This window comes from Bradyrhizobium barranii subsp. apii, from assembly GCF_011516635.5.
GTDB classification, from domain to species: Bacteria; Pseudomonadota; Alphaproteobacteria; order Rhizobiales; family Xanthobacteraceae; genus Bradyrhizobium; species Bradyrhizobium barranii.
Window position 1 is genome coordinate 7,444,967 of record NZ_CP096255.1, and the last position, 26,609, is coordinate 7,471,575.

Genomic DNA, 26,609 nt, shown 5'->3' on the forward strand with positions numbered 1-26,609 from the left:
AGTTCCGGAAAATGAAGGCCTAGAGATGGAGCCACTTCAACAATCCGAGCCCGATCGCACCATTTATGATGAGAAAGATCGCGACGATCAGGTTGAGAAGGCGCGGCATGATCAGGATGAGCACGCCCGCAAGCAGCGACAGAAGCGGCGAGATGTGGGCGACGGTGATGTGCATGAATTGTCTTTCCGTGACGTGAGGCGAATCGCGGCTGGATCATACCGGACCGGGTTCCGCGGGTAGAGACGCACAAGGCGCGAACAGGTTCCCGGCTTCGCGAAAACTGCCCGAAATTGCCGCTGATGCGGCAGGGCTTTTCCCGGAACATTGCGAAGGGGACATGCATTGGCAACCGGTCGCGCCAGTAGCGCCGGCTGAAATCAGTTCGAAGGAGTTGCCCATGCGGAACAGGATTCTCGCCCTCGCTGCGCTTGGCGCCGCGCTCGGCTCGCCGATCGCAGCGTCTGCGCAATCCGGTCTCACCGTTGGCCGCGCGCCTGTCGTCGTCGACAGCGGCCCGACGATTGCGGTCGAACAGAGGCCGGCATTCCGCGAATATGTCGTCGAGCAACGTGTGCCGGCCTTCCGTGTCCCGGATCGCGTGGTGGTCGGCGCCACCTTACCTGAAAGCGGCGTCACTTATTATGACGTGCCGCAACGTTTCGGCGCCACCACCTACCGCTACACCGTCGTAAACGGCGCAACCGTGCTGGTCGAGCCGCGCTCGCGGCGCGTCGTCGAGGTGATGGATTAGATTCTCGTCTGAACGCGTTTTCTTCACGCGAACCGGTATCCACTTCGCTCGAAAACGCTTCCGATCAACTCGATGTCCGGCGCGTCACTTCAATCAGGCTGGCGCGCATCGCGTAGTACGGACATCAGGCCCCGCCCGGTTCTCCCCCCGCCGGGCGGGGCTTTTTTTGGGCCTCGTCTGTGCACGCTCTCGTGTCCCGGGCAAGCGCAGCGCGACCCGGCAACTGTTATGTCGGCTTGACGTTCAGGTAGGGCTTCCTGTCGCGCATCATGGCGTTGAGGACCGTCAGCAGCTTCCTGGCGACGGCAATGAGGGCGAGTTTGGCTGGTTTGCCGGCCTGTCGCAATCGTACGTAAAAGACCTTGAACGGATCGGCCCGGCGGACCGCGTTGAGAGCAGCCATGTAAAGGGCATCACGGACGCGCTTTCGGCCCCCGGCGATCTTACGTTTGCCACGGTAAGCCGTCGTCCGTTAAGAATCCGAATTGAGCGGGATGGGACATGTGAACGTGCGCCATATCCGGATCAGGAACAGGTCCAAGAAATCTCTCAGCCAGGCGAGGATGCGGCGGAAGTTGTGGCCTACGGCGGAGAGGACGACGTTGGCGGCGTCTCCTGCGCGGCCTTTGAGGTAGCAGCGCCCGAGGTGACCTTCGGCCTTCAGGTGTCCGATGATGGGCTCGATGGCGGATCGGCGGCGCAACTCGCGCTTGATGATCCCGAAGACGCCGCGCTTCTGGCCGGAGATGAAGACGCGACGTGGATTTTGAGCGTCGTGGCCGCGATACCCCTTGTCGACATAGGCCCGCTCGATCGGACAGCCGGTGAGTGCCTCGGTGCGGTCGATGACGTCGCGCAGGGTGTGACCGTCATACGGATTATCGGGCAGCGCCCTGACGTGTAGCACGAACAGACCGCCGGGAGCTCGGCGGTTGTTGGTGACGATGGAAGCCTTGACGCCGAACTCGTACGGCGCGGAGGCCTTGCCCTTGCCGATGCACTCCACCTCCGGGGCATGGAAAGAATAAAGCTTCCAGCCGCGTTGGCGCTGCTGCTGCGAGCGGATCTGGCTGGCCCGGCCAAGCGGAAGGGCGAACGCCTCCTCCAGGGCTGGCTGGCCGTCGATCTTGCGGCGGATATCGCGGATGATCCGGCCGAGCCTTGAGCGCAGGATACGCAACTGCCGCTGATGCCGCCTGAATTGTTTGGCATGGGCGTAGCGGCCCGCCATCATCGCGGCGGCCTTGGCGATCCGAGAATAGGACTGCCGCAGCCTGACGCCGTGCCTTCTCGCCAGGCGGTTGAGCCCCTTGATGGCCGCATGCAGCAGCTTGGCGTCGGTCGGAAAGGTGATGGCCTTTGGCTGCACCGTGGTATCGACCGTGACCCGCTTGAGGTCCTGGCCGCGTAACGCGCCGGCCTCGTGCGCCACCCGCAGGCTCTCGGCCAGCAGCAGTTCCAGCTTGTCGCCGAGCCGCTTGCGCCAATGGCTCAGGTCCGATCGCTCGTGCGGGAAGGCGTGCTGGAAGAACTCTTCGCCGGTGAAGTACTGGAAATACGGGTCGTGGACCCAGCGCTCGCAAATCCCCTCATCGGACAGCCCGTAAATCTGCTTGAGCAACAGCAGCCCGATCATGAAGCGGGTCTCGATCCCCGGCCGGCCGTTCTCGCTGTAGAGCGGCGCGATCTCGCCGTCGATCCAGTCCCAATCGATCTTGCCGGCCAACAGAACCAGCTCGTGCTTCAGATTGATGATCTGGTCCAGCCGCGCCCGGAACAGGTCGTTCGATCCCGTCGTCTTGTGCTTCTTCGGTCGCATCGTCCCCTCCGATGCAACACAGAATCATGGTCCGCTGCGAAAGGGAATCTGGAGGGTTCTGTGAGGTCGCGCTCACGCGAGGGCGCGGCAGGCGCTTATGACGCGACCTCATTGAAGCCGGATTGAACGAAGGCGCGGGAGGCTATTCGCGGTTTTGCAGCTATGGGGATTGTTCGAGATCGCCATGCCCGATCTGCTGGCTCGGCGCGTGAGGCAGAGACACAGGAGTGCGCATCCTGGAAGAGTTGAGATCAGACGCGCTTCGCCTGAGATCGCGATAGGCCTTTTGCTGCATCGGACGGTTGTTGTCGCGCAGTGTGACAGCACGGATTCGACATCGTCCGCGATGATCGAGACGCTGGGAGCGAAATGACGAATGATGATCGTCGTGCACGACATGACTTGGCTCACGATGTGTCGCATCGGAACGGTGATGTTCGAGGGCTGGGGCGTCTGAAGCTATGTCGAAAGCGCTCAATGATGCGCATGACGCCACCACAATCGGGACAGGCAGGAACCTCGGCCCAGGTTTGAGCCTCCGAATCCACAGGCGACGGCTGGCCATCGTTTGGGGCTGTTCGCTCATGATCGAGAAGTTCGCGGCAAAGGGCGAGCTTGGCAGCGCGATGGCGGTTGGCCATGAAGCCGAAGTGGCGGATGCGGTGGAAGCCGTCAGGCGGCGTATGAAGCAGGAAACGGCGAATGAACTCATCGGGCTTGAGATTCATGATCTTTGTCGCGCTGTTTTGGCGATAGTCCTTCCATGAGAAGGCGACATGATCGTCGTCGAGTGCGACGAGCCGGCTGTTGGCGATCGCGACGCGATGGGTGTAGCGGCCGAGATAGGCCAGGACCTGTGCGGGTCCGCCGAAGGGCCGCTTGGCGTAAGCAACCCAGTTGATGCGTCGCATGGCGTCGAGGTGGGCCGCAAAGGCAGCCGGCTCGGCCAGAGCTCCGAGATCGCCGAAGAAACGCAAGGCACCGGAGTTGAAGGCTGCCGACAGACGTTTGAGAAAAAGTGTGCGAAATAGTCTGGACAACGGTTTGACGGCCAGGAAGAAGTTCGGTCGGCAAGCGGTCCAGCGCGCGCCATCGGGCGAGAGGCCGCCACCCGGAACGACGCAATGGACGTGGGGATGATGCATCAGCGTCTGTCCCCAGGTGTGGAGGACGGCGACGCCGCCGATCGCACCGCCGAGCCGGCGTGGATTGGCGGCGAGCGTCGTCATCGCCTCGGCGGCAGCCTTGAACAGGATGGCATAGACGACGGCCTTGTTCTGGAAAGCGATCGCGGCGATCGGTGCGGGAAGTGTAAAGACGACGTGGAAATAGGGAACCGGAAGCAGGTCGGCTTGACGCGCGGCGAGCCACGCGGCTCGGGCTCTCCCCTGACACTTCGGACAGTGCCGATTGCGGCAGGAATTATAGGCAACGCGTGTCGTGCCGCAGTCGTCGCAAGCCTGCATGTGGCCGCCGAGCGCCTCGGTCCGGCACGCAACGATCGCGCTCATCACGCGCCGCTCGACCCGCCCCAGATGACCGGCATGTACACGGCGATAGGCGTCGCCATGCCGGCGCAGAATATCGGCAATCTCGATGGCGGGCCTGTTGGAGCGGATGTCGGAGCGGGTCATGACCCGCATCCCGCTGCGGGTCATCCAGGTGGCGTCACCTCCAGCGACAGGCGATCGAGCGGGCTCTGCGTCGCTCGGATCGTATCGGTGGCGACCTGCGTGTAGCGCGCTGTCGACGACAAATTATTGTGCCCGAGCAAGACCTGGATGATCCGGATATCGGTTCCGTTCTCGAGAAGATGTGTCGCGAAGCTGTGGCGCAGCGTGTGCGGCGTGACGCGCTTGGTCAGGCCCGCAGCCTTCACCGCCGACCGGCAGGCGGCATGCAGCACGGTCTGATCGATCGGATGATCTTCGTCACGACCAGGGAACAGATAAAGCCGCGGCCGGGCGAGCCGCCAGTAGGTGCGCAGGATGCCCAGCAGCTGGGGCGACAGCATCACGTTGCGATCCTTCGCGCCCTTGCCGTGGCGCACCTGGATGACGCCGCGGGCGCTGTCGATGTCTTCGATCCGCAGTCCCGCAACCTCCGAGGCCCTGAGCCCGGCCGCATAGGCGGTGGTGAGCGCGGCGCGGCTCTTCAGGCTCGATACCGCTTCAAGAAACTGAACCACTTCGTCGGCGCTGAGAACGACCGGCAGCTTGCGCGGTTCTCGCGCATAGGGAATGCGCTCTGGGATGAGCGCCTCGCCGAGCGTGACGCCGTAGAAAAACCGTAGCGCACAGACGATCTGGTTCAGCGCCGGCCATGAGATGCCGGTCGAGACCAAATGCACCTGGAAGGCGCGGACGTCTTCCAGCTCTAACCGGTCAGGCGATCGGCCAAAATAGCGGCTGAACTTCGAAACCGCGCTGATGTAGGATCTTTGCGTCGCCGGCGACAGATTGCGGACGGTCATGTCTTCGATCATGCGGCGGCGAAGAGGGCTCAAATCGGCCATCTCGATACTCCTGTCTGAGGGGGTGGGCTCCAACACCCACATCCTCTCAGCCAGGAGGCGATCTATGCCACCTTGCCCCCTACGCCGCGGCAGCGGCTTCGTTCAATCCACAATCGAATTTGCAGGCTTTGGCGGTCTTTACCTCCCAATCCCTGCAATCTCAAACCGTCTCAAATCCGAAAAACAGACTCTCGCTCAATCGCTTAGTGTCCGACCGAAAAATAAGTTGAGTGATATCAGCGAGTTCTGATTCCATCGGTGTTGCGAAGCATCAAAGGGATCGAGAATGTGGACTGATATCACCCGGGCACAGTTTGCCCGAGAGGAGCTGCGTTTGCCAAGCGACTTGACGGATGCGGAATGGGGCGTGCTGGAGAGGTTGCTTCCTGTGCGGGCCAAGCGCGGGCGGCGCCCGAAATGGAGCTATCGCGACATCGTCGAGGCAGTACTCTATCTGCTGCGCGGCGGATTGCCGTGGCGCATGCTGCCGCCCACTCTGTTTCCACCAATGACCACGGTGCAGTACTATTTCTACCAATGGCGCGACAGCGGATTGTGGCAATCGATCAACCACGCACTCCTGATGCTGGCGCGCGAGGCGATCGGCCGGGAGGCCTCGCCGACGGCCGGCGTGATCGACAGCCAATCGGTCAAGACCACGGAAAGTGGCGGCCCTCGCGGCTACGACGCGGGAAAGAAGATCAAGGGTCGAAAGCGCCACATCGTCACCGACACCCAAGGGCTCCTGGTCGGAGCGATCGTTCACGCTGCCGACGTCCAGGATCGTGACGGCACGCCAGATGTCCTGTGCAGCATTCGCTACCGCTTCCCCTGGCTGCGCCATATCTTCGCCGATGGCGGCTATGCCGGCGAAAAGCTCAAGGCGGTGCTGGAAAAGATCGGCCGGTGGACTGTCGAGATCATCAAGCGCTCCGATGCCGCACAGGGCTTCGAGGTGCTTCCGCGCCGCTGGGTGGTCGAACGAACCTTCGCCTGGCTCGGCCGCAACCGCAGATTGGCCAAGGACTTCGAGCGAACCATCGAAAGCGCAACTGCCTGGCTCTTCCTCGCCTCTGTCCAACTCATGACAAGGCGCATCGCAGCGATAAAAACAGCAATGCAATTTTGAGTCAGGCTCTTAGTACGACTGAGTCACAAAACCGCAGGCTTTATCCGGCCGGAATCAGCGATGGTTGAAGCATGGACCATCAGCCGAGGAGGCTACATGAGCGGGCGTGGCACCAAGACCAGTGAGATGCGATTTGCGACGTATTTGGAAGGGCTTGCCAGCGTCATCGGTCATGCTGATCGGAAGGCACCGCTGCGCGACTATTGCGTCGGCCTCATGGCCTGTGGCGGTCGTAAGAGCGTGGAGCCAATGGCGGCGATGACGGCTCCGGAACGGACGGCCGCCCAACATCAATCGCTGCTGCATTTCGTCGGCAGCGGCGCCTGGTCGGATGAGAAGGTGCTGGGCAAGGTACGAGAGATGGTCCTGCCGGCGATCGAACGCCAGGGCCCGATCGAAGCTTGGATCATCGATGACACCGGATTTCCCAAGCAGGGGCGACATTCGGTTGGAGTTGCACGGCAATATTGCGGGCAGCTCGGCAAGCAGGATAATTGCCAGGTGGCGGTGTCATTATCGATTGCCAATCACCACGCCAGCCTGCCTGTTGCCTACCGCCTTTATCTTCCGAAGGAATGGACTGAGGATTGCGATCGGCGGCGCAAGGTGGGCATTCCTGCCGAAGTCGGCTTCCGGACCAAGCCGGAGATCGCGCTGGAGCAGTTGCGGTGGGCCTGTGCGACCGGCCTTCCGCGTGGTGTCGTGCTGATGGACGCGGGCTATGGCAACAACAGCGATCTGCGCACGGAGATCACGGCGCTGGGATTGACCTATGTGGCGGGTCTTCTGTCGAGCACAACGGTATGGGCGCCCGGCACCGGTCCCTTGCCGCCGAAGCCATGGTCGGGCCGCGGCCGTCCCCCGAAACTGATGCGCCGCAACCGTCAGCGTCGGCCGGCCGCCGTTAAAGCGCTCGCGATCGGCCTGCCGGCCAAAGCTTGGCGCACCATCACGTGGCGGCAAGGAACGAACGAAAAGCTGAGCTCGCGCTTTGCCCGCGTGCGGGTCCGTGCCGCGCACCGTGATTATTGGCAAACCACCCAGCGGTTGGAGGAATGGTTGCTGATCGAATGGCCGAAAGGCGAGGACCAGCCTACCAAATACTGGCTCTCGACATTGCCGGAGGATGTGGCATTCCGGACTCTCGTAGAGACGGCTAAATTGCGCTGGCGCATCGAACGCGACTATCAGGAACTCAAGCAGGAGGTCGGGCTTGGCCACTTCGAGGGACGCGGCTGGCGCGGCTTTCATCATCACGCAACGATGTGCATTGCAGCCTTCGGATTCCTGATCTCCGAGCGGGAGGCGTTTCCCCCCTCAGGCGCTCGGCGCGCCCGGCCGATCCCGCTCGCTCGCGTTTCCGCGGATTACAGACCCCGCGGTTCTGCCGCTACGGACCCAACGTCACATTCCAAATTCGATCACGACGATGCGACGGCGACTCGAACAAGGGCTGGTCCGAACGTTGTCGAGATGTCCTTGTTGTGCAATCAAGTTCGCCCATTTCACAGACCACCGTTTGTGACGCAGTAAGATTAGTACGACTGAGTCACAAAACCGCAGGCTTTATCCGGCCGGAATCAGCGATGGTTGAAGCATGGACCATCAGCCGAGGAGGCTACATGAGCGGGCGTGGCACCAAGACCAGTGAGATGCGATTTGCGACGTATTTGGAAGGGCTTGCCAGCGTCATCGGTCATGCTGATCGGAAGGCACCGCTGCGCGACTATTGCGTCGGCCTCATGGCCTGTGGCGGTCGTAAGAGCGTGGAGCCAATGGCGGCGATGACGGCTCCGGAACGGACGGCCGCCCAACATCAATCGCTGCTGCATTTCGTCGGCAGCGGCGCCTGGTCGGATGAGAAGGTGCTGGGCAAGGTACGAGAGATGGTCCTGCCGGCGATCGAACGCCAGGGCCCGATCGAAGCTTGGATCATCGATGACACCGGATTTCCCAAGCAGGGGCGACATTCGGTTGGAGTTGCACGGCAATATTGCGGGCAGCTCGGCAAGCAGGATAATTGCCAGGTGGCGGTGTCATTATCGATTGCCAATCACCACGCCAGCCTGCCTGTTGCCTACCGCCTTTATCTTCCGAAGGAATGGACTGAGGATTGCGATCGGCGGCGCAAGGTGGGCATTCCTGCCGAAGTCGGCTTCCGGACCAAGCCGGAGATCGCGCTGGAGCAGTTGCGGTGGGCCTGTGCGACCGGCCTTCCGCGTGGTGTCGTGCTGATGGACGCGGGCTATGGCAACAACAGCGATCTGCGCACGGAGATCACGGCGCTGGGATTGACCTATGTGGCGGGTCTTCTGTCGAGCACAACGGTATGGGCGCCCGGCACCGGTCCCTTGCCGCCGAAGCCATGGTCGGGCCGCGGCCATCCCCCGAAACTGATGCGCCGCAACCGTCAGCGTCGGCCGGCCGCCGTTAAAGCGCTCGCGATCGGCCTGCCGGCCAAAGCTTGGCGCACCATCACGTGGCGGCAAGGAACGAACGAAAAGCTGAGCTCGCGCTTTGCCCGCGTGCGGGTCCGTGCCGCGCACCGTGATTATTGGCAAACCACCCAGCGGTTGGAGGAATGGTTGCTGATCGAATGGCCGAAAGGCGAGGACCAGCCTACCAAATACTGGCTCTCGACATTGCCGGAGGATGTGGCATTCCGGACTCTCGTAGAGACGGCTAAATTGCGCTGGCGCATCGAACGCGACTATCAGGAACTCAAGCAGGAGGTCGGGCTTGGCCACTTCGAGGGACGCGGCTGGCGCGGCTTTCATCATCACGCAACGATGTGCATTGCAGCCTTCGGATTCCTGATCTCCGAGCGGGAGGCGTTTCCCCCCTCAGGCGCTCGGCGCGCCCGGCCGATCCCGCTCGCTCGCGTTTCCGCGGATTACAGACCCCGCGGTTCTGCCGCTACGGACCCAACGTCACATTCCAAATTCGATCACGACGATGCGACGGCGACTCGAACAAGGGCTGGTCCGAACGTTGTCGAGATGTCCTTGTTGTGCAATCAAGTTCGCCCATTTCACAGACCACCGTTTGTGACGCAGTAAGATTAGAGCCTTGTTCACGGACGACTAAGCCCCGCTGTCGACGTTGAAGGGAGCCAGGCCGGCTAGCGCTGCCACCTGCTTCGGTCCCACTTTTCCGAGTTCCGGCATCTGCGCGATCAGTTGCATGCAGGTTACGGGACCCACGCCAGGAAGTGAACGTATCAACTGCGCATCGCCCGAGATCTCCGGCTCGGTCTTGATCAGCGTGCTGATGTCGGCCTCGATCTCGGCGATCTCGCCGTCGAGGACCTCGATGAGACGGCCGATACGATCGGCCATGGCACGGTCGTCGGCCTCGCTGCGCCGGTTCTTCTCCTGCGCACGCATGAGGACCAGCTGATCCCGCCGTTTTGCGAGCCTCGCCAAGGCATTGCGGGCGGGATTGGCAATTTGCTCGGTGGCTGGCTTCAGGGCCCGCGCAAAGGCCGCCAGCATCCTCGCATCGATCGGGTCGGTCTTGGCGAGCTGGCCGCTGGCGCGCGCAAAGTCGCGAGCCCGGGCCGGGTTGATCCGCGCGAAGCGGATACCGGCCTGACCCAGCGCCTCGCGAAGTTCGAGATCATAGACACCCGTTGCCTCGAAGACGACCAGCACGTCGCATCGCCAACGCGCCACGATCTGTGTGATGGCCTGCGGCGCGTTGGCGATGCGCTCCGGCACACCCAAGCCCTCATCGAAGATATCGAGATGTTGTTTGGAGACGTCGATTCCGACGTAACGAAGGGGTATGATCACGGTGCCTGTCCCTGTGATGCGAGGTCTGTTGCCGCAGCCTCGTGCAACTGTTCAGGTTGATAGATGGAACGGGCGGGAGACCGGGCCGGATCACGGCGTCAAGCGCCAAGGACCCAACGGCTTCCCGCCCACTCCATCATGACAGGCTTCCAAGACACAGGGACCCAGAAGCTACGAGCACGAGGTGGCATGGGCCCCGGCTCTGCAGCGCACCGCTGAAGAAGCGCTGCGTCCGGGGGCACGAGAACCTCAATCCTGGATCTTCGAGAAATCCGCCACCGCACGCGTGGCGCTGCGGATCTCGTTGAGCAGCTTCAGCCTGTTCTCACGCACCTTCGCATCGTCGTCGTTGACGCGCACCTTCTCGAAGAACGCATCGACCGGCGGACGCAGCTTTGCCATCGCGCTCATCGCGGCGGCAAAGTCTTCCCTGGCGACGGCAGCGCTTGCTTCCGCCTGCACCTCGCCGATCGCCTTCGCCAGCGCCTTCTCCTCAGCGAGACCATAGAGCGCAGCATCGGGCGCACCGTCGAACGTGCGCTTGTCCTTCTTCTCCTCGATCGAGAGAATGTTGCTGGCGCGCTTGGTGCCGGCCAGCAGGTTCTTGCCGTCATCGCTCTCGAGGAATTTGCCGAGCGCCTCGACGCGACGGACGATCATCAGGAGATCGTCCTGGCCCCGCATCACGAGATGGGTATCTTCCTCACTAGGCCGGGCGAATACTGCATCGACTAAGTCGTGCCTTGCATCAATTTCGCGAAAGTGAGCCTTCAAACGATCTTGGAAGAAACCAAGCAGTTCTGAGGCAACTCGCCTCGCGTTGTGGAAAACGTAATCCGACTCTGCTTCTCCATACTGAGTGGACCCTCTGTCAGCATCAAACTGCTCAACCAAATTGTTTTGGTGAATTGCCAAAGCCGCGCTGACTACCGCTGCACGTTCAGCGGCGACCATCTTATCAAGAAGTGCTCCAAAGATTTCGGAGGCCGCATCAAGAAATACCTTCTCCAGCGAAATTCGAAGCGAGTTGCTTAGGATACTTCTAATAACTCCCAGTGCCGCGCGACGTAGCGCGTACGGGTCCTTACTTCCCGTCGGCTTCTCGTCGATCGCCCAGAAGCCGACGAGCGTATCGATCTTGTCTGCAAGGGCAACGGCAACGCTGACCGGATCGCTCGGCACACGATCGGTCGGGCCCTGCGGCTTGTAGTGCTCCTCGCACGCGGCGGCGACAGAGGCATCCTCGCCCTGCGCCAGCGCGTAGTACTTGCCCATCAGGCCCTGCACCTCCGGGAATTCGCCGACGACTTCGGTCAGCAAATCGGCCTTGGCGAGATGCGCGGCGCGCGTGGCCTTCGCGACATCGGCACCGACCAAAGGCGCGATCTCGGCGGCGAGGCGTTCGATGCGCTTGATCCGCGCGGCCTGAGTTCCGAGCTTCTCGTGGAACACGATCTGCTCGAACTTCGGCAGCCGGTCTTCAAGCTTCGTCTTGAGATCCGTCTCATAGAAGAACTTCGCATCCGACAGGCGCGGACGGATCACGCGCTCATTGCCTGATACGATGGTCTTGCCGCCGTCGGCCGCCTCGATGTTGGCGGTGAGGACGAACTTGTTAGTCAGCTTGCCTGTCTTGGAATCCCTGACGACGAAGCACTTCTGGTTGTTGCGGATGGTGGCGCGGATCACCTCTTCCGGGATCGCGAGATATTCCGGCTCGAACGATCCCATCATGACGACCGGCCATTCGACGAGGCCCGAAACCTCGTCTAGCAGCACCTGATCCTCGACCAGCTCAAACCCTTGCGCGAACGTCAGCTCCTTGGCGTCGGCGAAGATGATGTCCTTGCGCGCCTGCGGATCGAGAATGACTTTGGCGGCCTTCAGCTTCGCCTCATAGTCCTCGAAGCGGCGTACGTTGATCGCCGCCGGCGCCATGAAGCGATGGCCGTAGGTGGTCTGGCCGGTCTCGATGCCGTCGACCGAGAATTTGACGACATCGGGCTCTTCAGTTTCAGGCCCGAAGGTCGCGGTGATCGCGTGCAGCGGACGCACCCAGCTCAGCGAGCCGGGCTTGCCGGAGCGCGCGCCCCAGCGCATCGATTTCGGCCAGGGGAAGGTGCGGATGATGACCGGCAGAATCTCGGCGAGCACGTCGATCGCGTCGCGGCCGGGCTTTTCGATCAGCGCGATGTAGAAGTCGCCCTTCGGATCGCGCTGGATCTTGGCTTCGTCGAGCGAATTCAAACCCGTCGCTTTCAGAAAGCCCTGCACGGCCGCATCGGGCGCGCCCATTTTCGGACCGCGGCGTTCGGTCTTCAGGTCGGGCTGGCGCGCGGGGATGCCGTGCACGGTCAGCGCAAGGCGACGCGGCGTCGCGAACGCTTTCGCGCCCTCATAGACCAGGCCCTCGGCGACCAGCTTGTCGGTGACCATGCGGCGCAGATCGTCGGCCGCCTTGGCCTGCATGCGCGCGGGGATCTCTTCCGAGAACAGTTCAAGCAAAAGATCGGGCATCAGGCCGCTCCGCCCGCTTCAGTATGGATCCAGGCCTCGCCGCAGGCCTTGGCCAGCTCGCGCACGCGAAGAATGTAGCTCTGCCGCTCGGTCACGGAGATCACGCCGCGCGCATCGAGCAGGTTGAAGACGTGGCTCGCCTTGATGCACTGATCGTAGGCCGGCAGCGCCATCAGATGCGCCTCGCGCTTGCCGGACTCTGAGTTTTTTTGCCAGCCGGCGTCGAGGTACTTCCGGCACGCGGCTTCCGCCATCTTGAACTGCTCGAACAGCATCGCGGTGTCGGCGACTTCGAAATTGTGCTTCGAATATTCACGCTCGGCCTGCAGGAACACGTCGCCATAGGTCACCTTGGCGTCGCCCTCGCGGCCGTTGAAGTTGAGGTCGTAGACGCGGTCGACGCCCTGTACATACATCGCGAGGCGCTCGAGCCCGTAGGTGAGCTCGCCGGCAACAGGCGCGCACTCAAATCCCGCGACCTGCTGGAAATAGGTGAACTGGCTGACTTCCATGCCGTCGCACCAGCATTCCCACCCCAGGCCCCAGGCACCCAGCGTCGGGCTTTCCCAGTCGTCCTCGACGAAGCGGATGTCGTGCACGGCGGAATCGATGCCGATTGCGGCGAGCGACTTCAGGTACAGCTCCTGAAGGTTCGGCGGCGACGGCTTCATGATCACCTGGAACTGGTAGTAGTGCTGCATCCGGTTCGGATTCTCGCCGTAGCGGCCGTCCTTGGGCCGGCGCGAGGGCTGCACATAGGCGGCGTTCCAGGGCTTCGGACCCAGCGCGCGCAGCGTGGTCGCTGGATGGAAGGTGCCTGCGCCCATCTCCATGTCGTAGGGCTGCAGGATCACGCAGCCCTGCTCGGCCCAGAACCGCTGGAGCGCGAGGATGAAGCCCTGGAACGAGCGTTCCGGGCGCATATGGGCGGGCAATGAGGCGTCCATCGTCAGATCAGGCTCTCGCGGGGGGGTTGAATCGCGCGGGACCGTATCGACGGCGGGGATGGGAATCAAGGCAAAGGGGGCGGATTCGGGCCGATCGCCTTCGTCTGGAGACGGTGCGGTAGGGTGGGCAAAGCGAAGCGTGCCCACCATCGTCACCACAATCGCAAAAGGAATGGTGGGCACGGCGCAAGAGCGCCTTTGCCCACCCTACGGCAGCGCGGCCTAGCCGGGCCGATAAGCTCCAGTCACGGGGTCACGTTTCAGCTTCTGAATATCCCCGGCATGGGCGGCTTCAGCGACGCGCGACAGGCGCATCTCCTCCAGCTCATGGTTGATCCGGACAGCGGTCTTGTAGGCCCAGCGGACCACGGCAAGCCCGCCCAGGACGCCCGCGAAAGCGACAAACGGCGGCATCGGTCGATCCTTGTCTAGTGCTCAGCCCCCACAGACATTCTTGCGCAGACCGGGCCGCGCCGCAATTGGCTCGGCCCGGACCAAATGGCGCGGGAGGGTGTCGCCTAGAACCCGAATTTCGCCCAAATCGCCCGCGTCTCGACCGCCGAGATCAACTCGTCCGGCAGGCCGGCCATTGATTCCATGGCCGAAAGCTGGCCCGCACCGGGCGATTTCCGCCCCAAAAGGCCCGAGAGCAGACCGGTCGGCTGCGCAATCACAGGGGTGAGAACCTTCTCGCCATAGCGGGCACGAAGAGTTGAGCGGAGATCGCCGATGCCGTCAGCGAGCCCCAGCGCGATCGAACTCTCGCCGGCCCAGTATTCGCCGGTGAACAGCGTGTCGTCGGCGCCCTTCAGCCGCGCGCCGCGACTCTCCTTCACCAGCGCGATGAAGATCTGGTGGATCTCGCGCTGGAGCGCCTTCAGCCTCGCCACGTCGTCGGGGTTTTCCGGGAGGAACGGATCGAGCATCGCCTTGTGCGCGCCGGCCGTGTAGAGCCGCCGCTCGATGCCGAGCCGCCTGATCGCCTCCTGGAAACCAAAACTGCCGCCGACCACGCCGATCGAGCCGAGGATGGAGGACGGATCGCAGATGATCTCGTCGCCGGCGCAGGCGATCATGTAGCCGCCGGACGCCGCGACGTCCTCGACGAACACCAGCACGGGCAGCTTCTTCTCTGCCGCGAGCTGCTTGATGCGCAGATAGATCTGGCGCGACTGCACCGGCGAGCCGCCGGGCGAATTGATCACCAGCGCCACCGCCTTGGCGTTCCGGTACGAAAACGCCCGCTCCAGCACCCGCGCGACGCCCGCAAGCGTCATGCCCGGACGCAGCGGCGTCACCGCACCGATGACACCGGACAGCCGCACCACCGGCACCACCGCCGTGCCGGGACGGAAGCGCGCCGGCAGACATTGCATGAGCTTGTCGGCCAGGCCGGAACCCTCACGATCGTTCAATTGTTCGGCCATGCCGTTACCTCTGCTTAACCATTTCTTATCACGCGACTGTCATTGGAAGTGCCCGGAACGTGTTTTGCAGATTCCCCGTTAGGAAGCTGCAATGAGGCAGCGGAGAACACCATGAAAATCTATCTGCTGTTGCTGCTGGTCGGTGCGCTGTTCATGGCGATCCGTCTGACGACCCCGCAAGAGCAGCAGTCGGAATCGCTTCCGCAGTAGGCCGTCGCGGCTCCGCCAGCGGCAAGAGCGCCCTCCCTTCCAGAATCTCCCTCACCTGATTTTTAGGCACGCCTGACTCGTCGTTGAGCATGAGGCCCGGCAGCAGCCGCGTCGGAGCCCGGCCGCCTTTGACGGCGCGCACCAGCACGCGGATCGCGGGCCGTCCTGCCTCGCCGTGGACCGGCAGGATCGACAGGCTTCCAAAACCGCGTGACAGCGCAGTCAAAACCTCCGCGATCCCATCGGCGCGCCAGATCAGGGTCAGCGCGCCGTCCGATCGGAGGATGCGCCGCGCCGCATGCACCCATGCATTCAGCGTCTCCTCGCTCGCAACATGCGCGGTGCGGCGCGCCTGATCGGGCGAACCGCGATGGCGTGCGGGATCGTTGAAGGGCGGGTTCATCAGCACCACGTCGACGCTGTCGGGCGCGAGGCCATTAGCCGCAAACGCCTGCGCGTCGGCCGTAACGTCGAGCACGATCGTCTCGGCGGCGATCGCATTCGCCGCCGCATTGGCGCGCGCGAGTTCCGCCAGTTCCGGATCGATCTCGACCAGGCTGAGGCTGATTCCCGCAACGCGCCGGCCAAGCGCCAGCCCGGCGGTGCCGATGCCGGCGCCCAGATCGACGACACGGTCGCCCGCCTGCGCTTCCGTCGCCGCCGCGAGCAGGATGGCGTCATGCCCGGCGCGGTGGCCGGACCGCTTCTGCTTCAAGCGCAATTGCCCGCCGAGAAAGGCGTCCTCGGTGAAGTCTGTGACGACGTCAATCATCGCCGCGCAGTTCATGGCTGAGGCCGGCCTCGGTGAGGAGCTCCCTGGCCTCCTGGGCGTCATCCTCATGGACCAGGATCCGCCGCGGCAGGATACCCAGCGAGCCCTCGATAATGCTCATGTTCTGGTCCAGCACCAGATGATGGATGTTGGCGCCGTCGAGCAGCGCGCCGATCGCCGACACCAGCACCATGTCGTTGGTCCGAACCAGTTCACGCAAAACGCAGGTCTCCTGCCTGAAAGGGGCTAAAGCGGCAAATGTCAATGGTTCCGCGGCACTTGCCGCATCCGCTGCCAGTTTCTATTGTATTTGCATCAGAATAGCCCCTCCGGGGCAAATATTGGAGACCGGCGTGGCCGTCATCGTACCTTTCGAAACTCCCGGCGCGTCGATCGAACAGCTGGTTGCCCTTGTCGCTGGTGACATGGAGCGCGTCAACGCCACGATCCTGTCGCGGACCGGGTCGGATGTCACCATGATCCCGGAGGTCGCCAACCACCTCATCTCCTCCGGCGGCAAGCGCCTGCGGCCCATGCTGACGCTCGCCATGGCCAACCTCGCCGGCTACGCCGGCGACGGTCACATCAAGCTCGCTGCAAGCGTCGAGTTCATGCATACCGCGACGCTCCTTCACGACGACGTGGTCGACGAGAGCGAGATGCGCCGCGGCAAGCTGTCGGCGCGCATGCTCTGGGGCAATGAGGCGAGCGTGCTGGTCGGCGACTTCCTGCTCGGCCAGGCGTTCCGCATGATGGTCGAGGTCGGCTCGCTCCGCGCGCTCGACATCCTCTCCGCGGCCGCCGCCACCATCGCCGAGGGCGAGGTGATGCAGCTTGCCGCCGCCAAGAACACCGCGACCACCGAGGACGAATATCTCGCCGTGATCCGCGGCAAGACCGCCGAGCTGTTCGCGGCCGCCTGCGAGGTCGGCCCCGTGATCGCCAACCGCCCGAAGGCGGAGCAGACCGCGTGCCGCTCGGTCGGCATGAATCTCGGCATCGCCTTCCAGCTCGTCGACGACGTGCTCGACTATGGCGGCAAGAGCGCCAAGCTCGGCAAGAACACCGGCGACGATTTCCGCGAGGGCAAGATCACGCTGCCGGTCGTGCTCGCCTTCCGCCGCGGCAACGACACCGAGCGCGCCTTCTGGATCCGCGCGCTGGAGCGCGGCGAGATCGGCGACACCGACCTCGACCACGCCCTCGGCCTGATGAACAAGCATCGCGCGCTGGAAGATACGCTCAGTCGCGCCCAGCACTACGGCGCCATGGCCGTCGACGCGCTGGCGCTGTTCCCGTCCTCACCGATGAAGAGCGCGCTGGAGCAGGTGGTCGCGTTCTGTCTGGCCCGGTCGCATTAGGCGACAAAGGCCGACTCTCTTTCCACGTCGTCATTGCGAGCGTAGCGAAGCAATCCAGAATCCGTCCGCAGAGACAGTCCGGATTGTCTCGCTGCGTTCGCAATGACGGAGAGCCAGGCAGCGGCGCATTCCCTCTCTTGTCCCGGACGCGCTGCAGCGTGAAAACGCTGCTGCGCAGAGCCGGGACCCACGCGACACGCAGCGATCAGCGAATTGGGCCCCGGCTCTGCAGCGCACCGCCAAGAGGCGCGGCGTCCGGGGCACGAGAGCATTTGCGCAGGTCCCTGCCGCACATCCCGCCGCTAACTCGACCACGGCGTTCTCACCAAACGACCAGTAACTTGCATTTTGCAAGCCACTCCCCTACCTTCCCGCCATGCAGCCCAAATCCCCCTCCATCCTGGAATGCCCGGTCGGCCGCGCCGTGGAGACGGTCGGCGAATGGTGGAGCATCCTGATCTTGCGGGATGCCTTCCAGGGCGCGACGAAGTTCGACGAGTTCTCGCAAGGCCTCGGCATCGCGCCGAACATCCTGTCGCGGCGCCTGGCCCATCTCACCGAGAGCGGCATGTTCGTCCGCCGCCGCTATCATGAACGGCCGCCGCGCTACGAATATGTGCTGACGGAGAAGGCGCGGGATTTCTTCCCTGTCGTCGTGGCGCTGCTGGCCTGGGGCAACAGGCATCTCGCGCCCAAGGGCGAATCCATCGTGCTGGCGAATCGGAGTGACGCTCGCCCGTTCGATCCGATCGTGGTCGATGCCGCCGACATGCGTCCGATCACCCTCGCAAATGCGGTCGTCATCCCGGGTCCCCGCGCCAGCCGCGGGATGCACAAGCGGCTCGGCTCGCTCAAAGCCATGAACCCGGCCGTTGCGCCGGCTGGAGACTGACATGCGTCGTATCGTCGTGACGGGAATGGGGGCGGTGTCGCCGCTCGGCTGCGGTGTTGAACTGTCCTGGCGCCGGCTGCTCGCCGGCCAGAGCGGGCTACGCCCTCTGCCGGAATGGTCGCAGGCGCTGCCCGCGCGTATTGCCGGTCTCGTGCCCGACAAGGCCGACGATGCCGAAGGCGGCTTCGACCCCGCGCAAGCCGCAGCGCCAAAAGACCAGCGCAAGATGGACCGCTTCATCCTGTTCGCCCTGCTCGCGACCGCAGAGGCGGTCGCGCAGGCCAAATGGGCGCCGCAGGACGCGAGCGCACAGGAACGCACCGCAACGATCATCGCCTCCGGCGTCGGCGGCTTCCCGGCAATGGCGGAGGCGGTGCGCATCACCGAGCAGCGCGGCGCGCGCCGGCTCTCGCCCTTCACCATTCCCTCATTTCTCGCCAATCTCGCCGCCGGCCACGTCTCGATCAAATACGGCTACAAGGGCGCGCTGGGCACACCGGTCACGGCTTGTGCCGCCGGCGTCCAGGCAATCGGCGATGCCGCGCGCATGATCCGCGCAGGCGAAGCCGATGTCGCGATCTGCGGCGGCGCGGAGGCCTGCATCGATATCGTCAGCATCGGCGGCTTTGCCGCAGCCCGCGCGCTGTCGAGCGGATTCAACGACGAGCCCGCGCGCGCCTCGCGCCCGTTCGATCGCGACCGCGACGGCTTTGTCATGGGCGAAGGCGCGGGCATCCTGGTGATCGAGGACCTCGAGCATGCGCTGGCGCGCGGCGCCTCCCCGATTGCGGAGATCGTGGGCTACGGCACGACGGCGGACGCCTATCACATGACGTCGGGCCCGCCCGACGGCGACGGCGCCCGCCGTGCCATGGAGATCGCGCTGCGCCAGGCGAAGCTTGCCCCCGCGGATTTGCAGCATTTGAACGCGCATGCGACGTCGACACCGGCCGGCGATGAGAGCGAGCTCGGTGCGATCGCCGCGCTGTTCGGCCGCAACCGGAACATCGCGGTGAGCGCGACGAAATCGGCGACCGGCCATCTGCTCGGCGCCGCCGGCGGCCTCGAGGCGATCTTCACCGTCCTCGCCTTACGCGACCAGGTCGCGCCGCCGACGCTCAATTTCGAAAACGCAGATCCCGGCGCGGACGGCATCGACATCGTCGCAGGTAGCGCGCGGCCGATGCCGATGCTCAACGCCATCTCCAACGGATTTGGCTTCGGCGGGGTGAATGCCAGCGTGATCTTCCGCCGGATGGGCTAAACAAGAGGCCTTGTAATCGCAGCACGCTTCGTTACCAAAACGGGATGATCGAAACGAATTTCTGGCTATTCCTGGCCGCAGCTTGTCTCATTGCCGCCGTTCCCGGCCCCGGCATCTTCTACGTCGCGGCACGGACCTTGTCGGAGGGACGCGCCAGCGGCTTTGCGTCAACCGCGGGCACGGCGCTGGGCGGGCTGGTTCATGTCGTCGCGGGCAGCCTCGGCATCTCCGCGATCATCCTTGCCAGCGCGGAGCTGTTTGCCGCTGTAAAATTCATCGGCGCGCTCTATCTGGTCTGGCTCGGCATCAAGACTTTCCGCAGCGCCGGCCGCGCGCTCTCGCTGGAGAGCGAGCCCATCGGCGACAGGCGCGCATTCCGCGACGGCGTGCTGGTCGAGGCGCTGAACCCGAAGACCGCCGCATTCTTCCTCGCCTTCATTCCGCAGTTCCTCGATCCCGCGGGATCGAGCCCCACGCTGCAATTCATCTTGCTCGGCGCGATCTCGGTGATCCTGAACACGCTCGCCGATGTCGTCGTCGTGCTGATGGCAACTGCAACGCGCACGCAGCTGATTGGCAGGCCGCATCTGATGCGGCGTCTCACGCAGGGCTCGGGCGTCTTCATCGCCGGCCTTGGCCTCTCGCTCGCGCTGGCGCGGCGGCCGGCGCAGAGCTAGCTCGCGTCATTCCCGACGGGCATCCACCGAAAAAAGAAAGGGGCCGAAGCCCCTTTCTCAGATTTCACCAGTGGTGCCAATGATGCCAGCGGTGCCAGCGAGCCCAATGATGCCAGCGCCAGCCGTCACCCCAATGATGGTGCCAGCCGTAACCACCCCAGTAGTGCGGATGGTAGTAGCCTCCATGGTAGTGGCGTTGCCAGCAATGGCCCCATTCATTGCAGACATAGCCGGTCGGCACCTCGATCGGTGCTGCTGACGCAGCCCCGCTCGACAGCGTGACCCCGCCAAGCGCGGCAAGGCCGACAAACGCAGATACAAGTTTCATGATGTTCACCTCCTAACATCCGTTGGAGGCGACGAGTGCGTCCTGCGTTCGGCGCCTTACGCAGGTTTAATACCGATGAACGATTTCGATGAGGCCGATCCGCTCGCGATGACGGCGTGCGCGCAACATTGTCGCCATCGACCCGAAACACTTTCCGACCCGTAATGACCAAGATGTAACGCGTGGAATTCGAACGACCCATCGCTCGCGGCTCACCCATGGTTGTTGCGATGGAGAGTTCGATGAGGATGATGTCCTGGTCGCGTTATCGCCTCCTGACAAGATCGTTGTCGCGCACCGCGCGTCGCTGTCACGACGCGAAGATGCGCAAGACCCGGCAGCGCCGACGCGCCATGCGCCGCCTAGCCGGCACGAGCTCGCCGCCGAAGCGCCCGTGACCTGCGGCTTGCTTGTGGAATGGCCGGCAGCAGGCTACTCCAGTCGTGCTGTTATCTCGTCCGGCATTTCGAAGGATCGGCGCCCGATGCTTGCCCCGCAAAGTCGCACTTACGAGTCACACGGCCTGCGGCTGCACTATGCCGATTGGGGCAATCACGGCGCGCCTGTCGCCATCCTGGTCCATGGCGGCCGCGATCATTGTCGGAGCTGGGACGCCATCGCCCGCTCGCTTCAGCCGCATTTTCACGTGCTCGCGCCCGATCTGCGCGGTCATGGCGATTCCGACTGGACCAAGGGCGGCAGCTACGCGCTGACCGAGTATGTCTACGATCTCGCCCAGCTCATTCGCAGCATCGCAGCGCCTCAAGTGACTCTCATCGGTCATTCCATGGGCGGCATGGTGAGCCTGATCTTTTCAGGGTCGTTTCCCGAGCTGGTCACGAAGCTCGTCGTCCTCGACGGCGTCACCATGTTGCCGGACACCCCCAAAGCGCCGACGCATGAGCGCATCAGCAAATGGGTCAGCCAGCTCGACAGACTGCACGACCGCACGCCGCGCCGCTATTCGACCCTCGAAGACGCGGCCGCGCAGATGGTGCTTCACAACAAGCGCCTCGCCCGCGACCTCGCGCTGCATCTTGCAACGCACGGCTCGCGGCGGAATGAGGACGGCACCTATAGCTGGAAGTTCGATCCCTACCAGCGCGCCTCTGCGCCGCACCGGCTCTGGCCAGACGATCACGTCGCGCTGTGGTCGCGCATCACCAGTCCGACGCTGCTGCTGAATGCCGGAGAAAGCTTTCTCGCGGGCGCCAGGGCCGCCGGCCTGGAGCGCTATTTCCCGCAGGCGCGTGTCGAGACCATCGCCGGCGCGGGGCACTGGCTGCAGCATGACAAGCCGCAAGAGGTACTGGGTGAGATCCGGCGGTTTCTCGGGCTGGCCGAAGACGGCGGCTAGCTCCACTGCCGTAGCGTGGGCAAAGGCGCAAAGCGCCGTGCCCACCACGCAGCCAGATTGCGAGAATAAGTTTGGTGGGCACGCTTCGCTTTGCCCACCCTACGGCAGAATCGTAGCCCGGAAAAACCTAGCTCAACGTCCCCGCATGCACCCACCAGCCGGGGTGGTCGCGCCGGATCTTTTCCGCGGCGGCATGCGCCTCGTTCGCTGCGCCGTAGATCGCAAAGCACGTCGCGCCGGAGCCGGACATGCGGGCAAGCTTGACGCCGGCGGAGTCACGCAAAGCTTCCAGCACCTCGCCGATCACAGGCTCGATCCGCAACGCAGGGGCTTCGAGATCGTTGGCCACGGTTTCGAGAACGTCGACCCAATCGGCAATGGAGGCGCCCTCGTCCGGCCAGGCCGGCGCGTCGAGGACGGAAGTGGCGCCCACCAGCAATTCGCCGTTGCGCAGGCCCAGCGCCTGGAACACGTCCTTGGTGGCGACCGGCACGCGCGGATTGACCATCACGCAGGGCATGCTCGGCAGCGCGAGCGGCAGCAGCTGCTCGCCGACGCCGGTCATGTCGCAGGCGCGCGAGACCAGGCACACCGGCACGTCGGCGCCGGTCGCGAGCGCGACTTTCTGCAAGCGCGGATCATCGAGCGGCAGATTGTTGAGACGCGCTAGCAGCCGCAGCGCCGCCGCGGCATCGGCCGAGCCGCCGCCGATGCCGGCCGCGACGGGAAGCACCTTGTCGAGCGCGAAGGCGCCCAGCTTCAGGTTCGGCACGGCCTCGGCCAGGAGCCTGGCCGCCTTGACCACGAGATTGTCCGCGGTATCGCCGCAGGCCGCGGCCAGCGGCCCGGTGGTGACGAGCTTCAGCTCGCCGCCCGGCTCCAGCGTCAGCTGGTCCGCGCAGTCGGCAAACGCGACCACGCTTTCGAGATCATGATAGCCGTCGGCACGACGGCCGACGACGCGAAGGCTCAGATTGACCTTCGCGCGCCCTTCTTCAATCAACGCCGACATTGGCGATCAGCCCCCAAACGCACTCTTAGCCGCCCTTGCCGTCGTCCTTCTTCTTGTCCGCCCGCGCGGCCGAAGAGTTCGAATCGTCGGTCATACCGTTGGCGATCTTGGCCTCGATCTTCGGAAGCTCCTCCGGCTCGGGCTTGAGATCGCGGGCATGGGCCCACTGGAATTTTGCTTCCAGCGTACGGCCGACGCGCCAATAGGCATCGCCGAGGTGATCGTTGATGGTGGGATCCTCGGGCTTGAGGTCGATGGCGCGCTCGAGGTTCTTCACCGCCTCTTCGTAATTGCCGATGCGGTAATAGGCCCAGCCGAGGGAGTCGACGATGTAGCCATCGTCGGGACGCTGCTCGACGGCGCGCTTGATCATCTTCATGCCTTCGTCGAGATTCACGCCCTGGTCGATCCAGGAATAGCCGAGATAGTTGAGGACATGCGGCTGGTCGGGCTGGAGCTCGAGCGCCTTCTTCATGTCGGCTTCGGCCTTGCTCCACTCCTTGGAGCGCTCCTCGCAAATGCCGCGATAATAATACCAGACGCTGTTGGCCTTGTCGTTGCCGGCCGGCAGCACGTCGATGCCCCGCGAATAGGTCGCGCCGCAATCGCCGAACTTCTTGCGACCGCGCTCGATGTTGCCGAGCGCCATGATGGCTTCGAGATCCTTGGAATCGTCCGATGTGACGCCCTTGAGGATCTTGATCGCCTCGTCGGTGCGGTCGGCGGAATCCAGATCGATCGCGAGCTGGATCTGCGCGTTGCGCTTCAACGGCGAGGTCGCGGGCACCCGCTCATAAACCTTGATCGCCATCTGCGGCCGCTTCACCGATTCATAGAGATCGGCGAGCGAGAGCAGCGCCAGCGGATGGGTCGGCTGGAGATAGAGCGAGAGCTGGAGATAAACCAGCGCCAGATCCTCGCCGCCGCGGCGGGTCAGCGTGGCGCCGATGCCGTAGAGCGCTTCGGCGGCACCAGCTTGCGCGGAGTCGGCCAGCGGCGGCATCTTCTTGCCGGCCTTGGTGTCGCGCAGGCCTTCCACGATCAGCGGATGGCGGGCGAGCTTCTTGTCGAAAGCCAGGTAGACGGTGGTCGCGGCCGCGGAATCCTTGTTGCGCGACAGCCAGCGCGCATAGGCCTCGGTGACGCGCAGCATGGAATCATCGAGCTTGTAGGCGCGCTCGAAGCGGACGCCGGCGTCCTTCTCCTTGCCGGAGAGCTCGAGGATCATGCCGGCATGGAGGTCCTTGAACAGCGGATACCATTCCGGACCGGCGAGCTTGTCGATGGTGGCGACGCCGCCCTTGGCATCGCCCGCGCCATAGGCGGCCCAGCCCGACAGCAGCGTGGCGACGAGATCGGTGATCGGACCGCGGATCGACTGGTTGATGTTGGTTTGCGCGGTCGCATATTTCTTCATCTTGAGATCGTGCACCCCGACGACGAGACGCGCGACGCGGTTGGTCTTGTCGATGGTCAGGACGCGCTCGGCGAGCTTGACCGCCTCGTCGATGTCACCGTCGGCAACCGACGAGATGAAGGCGCGATCGAGCAGCTCATTGTTTTTGGGATCGGTGCGGAGCGCCGAGCGGTAGAAGGCGGCGGCCGAGGCCGCATCGCGCTCGACGCTGGCGTGGCGGGCAGCGAGATAGCTGCCGGAGGTCGTCAGCGACTTCAGATCGTTCCGGGTCGGAAATTGCGCCGCCGTGTCGGACGGATGGTCCGGCGTCTGCGCCAGGACCGCGCCGGGGACCGTCGCAATCGCGGTGCCCATGAGGGCGATGGCGGCAACAGTCCAGCGGTTGAAACGATTTGAGAACATCAGGGGCTCGCCTTGAGTTGTAGTGCCTGGGTTTGCAGCAGTAGGCCGTATCGCATGCGAACGCGGCCGGTGGCATGGGGACCCGGAACCGTCGGGCCGACAATGCCGCTTTTGGCGCTTCACCGCAAGGATTCGGGCATGCGATCCCCTCCGCACGCCCCAAATCGGCCGACTACGCCCCAAGACGCTGCCAGTATGGCCTTATCGTGGCCGCGGACCGCTACCCCGGGCCGGTTCTCACGCGAACGTGCGTCACAATGCCGGGGGCACGTCACATTGGCCCCGGCCTGATCGCTTTGGTCCAATGATCCCGGCTTACATGGCCTAGCTTACATGGCCTAGCTTACATGGCCTCGTAGTTCGGACCGCCGCCGCCCTCCGGGGGAACCCAGGTGATGTTGCCGTTGGGGTCCTTCACGTCGCAGGTTTTGCAGTGGACGCAGTTCTGGGCATTGATCTGGAAGCGCGGGCTCGCGCCTTCCTCGACCCACTCATAGACCCCGGCCGGGCAATAGCGATTCGAGGGACCGGCGAAGACGTCGTGCTCCGAGGTCTTCTGCAGGTTCATGTCGGCGACCTTGAGATGGACCGGCTGGTCCTCCTCATGATTGGTGTTGGACAGGAACACCGACGAGAGCTTGTCGAACGAGATCTTGCCGTCCGGCTTCGGGTAGTTCTTCGGCGCGTGGCTCTTCGCCGGATCAAGCGTGGCGCGATCGGGCTTCGCATGCGACTGCGTGCCGAACAGCGAGCCACCGAACAGCGTGTTGCACCACATGTCGAAGCCGCCGAGCGCGACGCCGAGCACGGTGCCGAACTTCGACCATAGCGGCTTGACGTTGCGGACCAGGAACAGATCCTTGCCGACCGCCGAGGACCGCCAGGCGTTCTCGTAGTCGACGATCTCGTCATTGGCGCGATCGGCAGCGAGCGCCGCCGCGACATGCTCTGCGGCGAGCATGCCGGTGCCCATCGCATTGTGCACGCCCTTGATGCGGGGCACGTTGACGAAGCCCGCCGCACAGCCGACCAGCGCGCCGCCGGGGAAGCTCAGCTTCGGCACCGACTGATAGCCGCCTTCGGTGATGGCGCGCGCACCATAGGCGAGCCGCTTGGCGCCTTCGAAGGTACCGCGGATCGAGGGATGGGTCTTGAAGCGCTGGAACTCGTCGAACGGCGACAGATACGGATCGTCGTAGTTGAGATGCACGACGAAGCCGACGGCGACGAGATTGTCGTCGTAATGATAGAGGAACGAGCCGCCGCCGGTCTTCAGGTCGAGCGGCCAGCCGAACGAATGCTGGATCATGCCCTTCTGGTGCTTGGCGGGATCGATCTGCCAGACTTCCTTGAGGCCGATGCCGAACTTCGGCGGCTCGCTCTTCGAATCGAGTGCGAACTTCGCGATCAGCTGCTTGGTCAGGCTGCCGCGGGCGCCTTCCGCAAACAGCGTGTACTTGCCGAGCAATTCCATGCCACGGGTAAAGGAGTCCTTCGGCTTGCCATCGCGGCCGATGCCCATGTCGCCGGTGGCGATGCCCTTCACCGCGCCCTGCTCGTCATAGAGCACTTCGGCTGCGGCAAAGCCCGGATAGATCTCGACGCCAAGCGCCTCGGCCTTGCGCGCCAGCCAGCGGCAGACATTGCCGAGCGAGCCGATATAGCAGTGATGATTGTCCATCAGCGGCGGCATGATGAAGTTCGGCAGCTTGATCGCGCCGCCTCCCGTCATCCAGTAGAAGCGGTCGTCCTTCACCTGCGTCTTCAGCGGACAGTCGGAATCCCCGCGCCAGTCCGGGATCAGCTTGTCGAGCCCGGCCGGATCGATCACGGCGCCGGAGAGAATGTGCGCACCGACCTCGGAGCCCTTCTCCACCACGACGACGTTGAGATCAGCGTTGAGCTGCTTCAGCCGGATCGCAGCCGCCAGGCCAGAGGGGCCGGCGCCGACGATGACGACGTCGAATTCCATGGATTCGCGCGGGGGAAGTTCTTCGGTGCTCATCTGATCTCAGCC

At 63.9% G+C, this 26,609-nt stretch carries 24 protein-coding genes and 1 pseudogene; 9 read left to right on the forward strand and 16 right to left on the reverse strand.

Annotation, left to right across the window (positions count from 1 at the left end):
* Positions 1-19: 19 nt before the first annotated feature.
* On the reverse strand, positions 20-175 hold the full coding sequence (locus HAP41_RS35775; protein ID WP_014497329.1) for a DUF3096 domain-containing protein: 156 nt from the start codon (positions 173-175) through the stop codon (positions 20-22).
* A 223-nt stretch (positions 176-398) separates the two neighbouring features.
* On the opposite strand from HAP41_RS35775, the gene HAP41_RS35780 reads away from it, so the two are divergent.
* On the forward strand, positions 399-752 hold the full coding sequence (locus HAP41_RS35780; RefSeq protein ID WP_038944551.1) for a DUF1236 domain-containing protein: 354 nt from the start codon (positions 399-401) through the stop codon (positions 750-752).
* Between the two features lie 226 nt (positions 753-978).
* Here the strand turns inward: HAP41_RS35780 and HAP41_RS35785 are convergent.
* The 4 genes and pseudogenes from HAP41_RS35785 to HAP41_RS35800 all read right to left on the reverse strand — a co-directional run.
* Positions 979-1,209 (reverse strand): annotated as a pseudogene (locus HAP41_RS35785) (IS110 family transposase); the annotation flags it as partial.
* A 15-nt stretch (positions 1,210-1,224) separates the two neighbouring features.
* Positions 1,225-2,571 (reverse strand): IS5 family transposase, encoded by a 1,347-nt coding sequence (locus HAP41_RS35790; RefSeq protein WP_166053956.1) that lies wholly within the window; start codon positions 2,569-2,571, stop codon positions 1,225-1,227.
* 407 nt (positions 2,572-2,978) lie between these two features.
* On the reverse strand, positions 2,979-4,205 hold the full coding sequence (locus HAP41_RS35795) for an IS91 family transposase (protein ID WP_166061603.1): 1,227 nt from the start codon (positions 4,203-4,205) through the stop codon (positions 2,979-2,981).
* A 20-nt stretch (positions 4,206-4,225) separates the two neighbouring features.
* Entirely contained in the window at positions 4,226-5,086 is an 861-nt protein-coding gene (locus HAP41_RS35800; RefSeq protein ID WP_166079017.1) for a tyrosine-type recombinase/integrase, read from the reverse strand.
* 286 nt (positions 5,087-5,372) lie between these two features.
* On the opposite strand from HAP41_RS35800, the gene HAP41_RS35805 reads away from it, so the two are divergent.
* The 3 genes from HAP41_RS35805 to HAP41_RS35815 all read left to right on the forward strand — a co-directional run bounded on the left by HAP41_RS35805 (position 5,373) and on the right by HAP41_RS35815 (position 9,274).
* Positions 5,373-6,215 (forward strand): IS5 family transposase, encoded by an 843-nt coding sequence (locus tag HAP41_RS35805; protein ID WP_166060442.1) that lies wholly within the window; start codon positions 5,373-5,375, stop codon positions 6,213-6,215.
* 96 nt (positions 6,216-6,311) lie between these two features.
* Complete coding sequence (locus HAP41_RS35810; RefSeq protein WP_166105276.1) at positions 6,312-7,748, forward strand: IS701 family transposase; 1,437 nt, start codon at positions 6,312-6,314, stop codon at positions 7,746-7,748.
* Between the two features lie 89 nt (positions 7,749-7,837).
* Positions 7,838-9,274 carry an IS701 family transposase gene (locus HAP41_RS35815; RefSeq protein WP_166105587.1) on the forward strand — a complete coding sequence of 479 codons (1,437 nt, stop codon included), beginning with the start codon at positions 7,838-7,840 and terminating at the stop codon, positions 9,272-9,274.
* 24 nt (positions 9,275-9,298) lie between these two features.
* On the opposite strand, the gene HAP41_RS35820 is transcribed toward HAP41_RS35815, so the two are convergent.
* From HAP41_RS35820 to HAP41_RS35850, 7 genes are all read right to left on the reverse strand, one after another.
* Positions 9,299-9,934 (reverse strand): IS110 family transposase, encoded by a 636-nt coding sequence (locus tag HAP41_RS35820; RefSeq protein ID WP_248577250.1) that lies wholly within the window; start codon positions 9,932-9,934, stop codon positions 9,299-9,301.
* A gap of 324 nt (positions 9,935-10,258) precedes the next feature.
* Positions 10,259-12,526, reverse strand: a complete 2,268-nt coding sequence (gene glyS / locus HAP41_RS35825) for a glycine--tRNA ligase subunit beta (RefSeq protein ID WP_166086218.1) — start codon at positions 12,524-12,526, stop codon at positions 10,259-10,261.
* Positions 12,526-13,473, reverse strand: coding sequence for a glycine--tRNA ligase subunit alpha (locus tag HAP41_RS35830; RefSeq protein WP_028153882.1), 948 nt, complete (start codon positions 13,471-13,473; stop codon positions 12,526-12,528). The genes glyS and HAP41_RS35830 overlap by 1 nt, the downstream gene beginning before the upstream one ends.
* Positions 13,474-13,695: 222 nt before the next feature.
* Positions 13,696-13,887, reverse strand: coding sequence for a hypothetical protein (locus HAP41_RS35835; RefSeq protein ID WP_071916131.1), 192 nt, complete (start codon positions 13,885-13,887; stop codon positions 13,696-13,698).
* Positions 13,888-13,991: 104 nt separating this feature from the next.
* Positions 13,992-14,900, reverse strand: coding sequence for a S49 family peptidase (locus tag HAP41_RS35840; RefSeq protein ID WP_166086174.1), 909 nt, complete (start codon positions 14,898-14,900; stop codon positions 13,992-13,994).
* A 151-nt stretch (positions 14,901-15,051) separates the two neighbouring features.
* Positions 15,052-15,882, reverse strand: coding sequence for a tRNA1(Val) (adenine(37)-N6)-methyltransferase (locus HAP41_RS35845; protein WP_166086155.1), 831 nt, complete (start codon positions 15,880-15,882; stop codon positions 15,052-15,054).
* Positions 15,875-16,102, reverse strand: coding sequence for a putative signal transducing protein (locus HAP41_RS35850; protein ID WP_014497336.1), 228 nt, complete (start codon positions 16,100-16,102; stop codon positions 15,875-15,877). Before HAP41_RS35850 ends, HAP41_RS35845 begins: the two co-directional genes overlap by 8 nt.
* 133 nt (positions 16,103-16,235) lie before the next feature.
* Between HAP41_RS35850 and HAP41_RS35855 the strand changes: the two genes are divergently transcribed.
* The 4 genes from HAP41_RS35855 (at position 16,236) to HAP41_RS35870 (ending at position 20,076) form a co-directional block, all read left to right on the forward strand.
* Positions 16,236-17,243 carry a polyprenyl synthetase family protein gene (locus HAP41_RS35855; protein ID WP_085402593.1) on the forward strand — a complete coding sequence of 336 codons (1,008 nt, stop codon included), beginning with the start codon at positions 16,236-16,238 and terminating at the stop codon, positions 17,241-17,243.
* 376 nt (positions 17,244-17,619) lie between these two features.
* Positions 17,620-18,135 (forward strand): winged helix-turn-helix transcriptional regulator, encoded by a 516-nt coding sequence (locus HAP41_RS35860; protein ID WP_166086116.1) that lies wholly within the window; start codon positions 17,620-17,622, stop codon positions 18,133-18,135.
* A gap of 1 nt (position 18,136) precedes the next feature.
* Positions 18,137-19,399 carry a beta-ketoacyl-ACP synthase II gene (fabF, locus tag HAP41_RS35865; protein WP_166086104.1) on the forward strand — a complete coding sequence of 421 codons (1,263 nt, stop codon included), beginning with the start codon at positions 18,137-18,139 and terminating at the stop codon, positions 19,397-19,399.
* Between the two features lie 44 nt (positions 19,400-19,443).
* Entirely contained in the window at positions 19,444-20,076 is a 633-nt protein-coding gene (locus HAP41_RS35870) for a LysE family translocator (protein WP_166086071.1), read from the forward strand.
* A gap of 64 nt (positions 20,077-20,140) precedes the next feature.
* Here HAP41_RS35870 and HAP41_RS35875 read toward each other — a convergent pair whose 3' ends face one another.
* Entirely contained in the window at positions 20,141-20,404 is a 264-nt protein-coding gene (locus HAP41_RS35875) for a hypothetical protein (protein WP_085402592.1), read from the reverse strand.
* Positions 20,405-20,888: 484 nt separating this feature from the next.
* On the opposite strand from HAP41_RS35875, the gene HAP41_RS35880 reads away from it, so the two are divergent.
* Entirely contained in the window at positions 20,889-21,761 is an 873-nt protein-coding gene (locus tag HAP41_RS35880) for an alpha/beta fold hydrolase (protein WP_166086066.1), read from the forward strand.
* A 127-nt stretch (positions 21,762-21,888) separates the two neighbouring features.
* On the opposite strand, the gene HAP41_RS35885 is transcribed toward HAP41_RS35880, so the two are convergent.
* The 3 genes from HAP41_RS35885 to HAP41_RS35895 form a co-directional block, all read right to left on the reverse strand.
* Positions 21,889-22,773 (reverse strand): 4-(cytidine 5'-diphospho)-2-C-methyl-D-erythritol kinase, encoded by an 885-nt coding sequence (locus HAP41_RS35885; RefSeq protein ID WP_166086056.1) that lies wholly within the window; start codon positions 22,771-22,773, stop codon positions 21,889-21,891.
* 25 nt (positions 22,774-22,798) lie between these two features.
* The gene (locus HAP41_RS35890) at positions 22,799-24,592 is read right to left on the reverse strand and encodes a tetratricopeptide repeat protein (protein ID WP_175618027.1); all 1,794 of its coding nucleotides are present in this window, start codon (positions 24,590-24,592) and stop codon (positions 22,799-22,801) included.
* Between the two features lie 343 nt (positions 24,593-24,935).
* Positions 24,936-26,597, reverse strand: a complete 1,662-nt coding sequence (locus HAP41_RS35895) for an electron transfer flavoprotein-ubiquinone oxidoreductase (protein WP_166086028.1) — start codon at positions 26,595-26,597, stop codon at positions 24,936-24,938.
* Between the last annotated feature and the right edge of the window lie 12 nt (positions 26,598-26,609).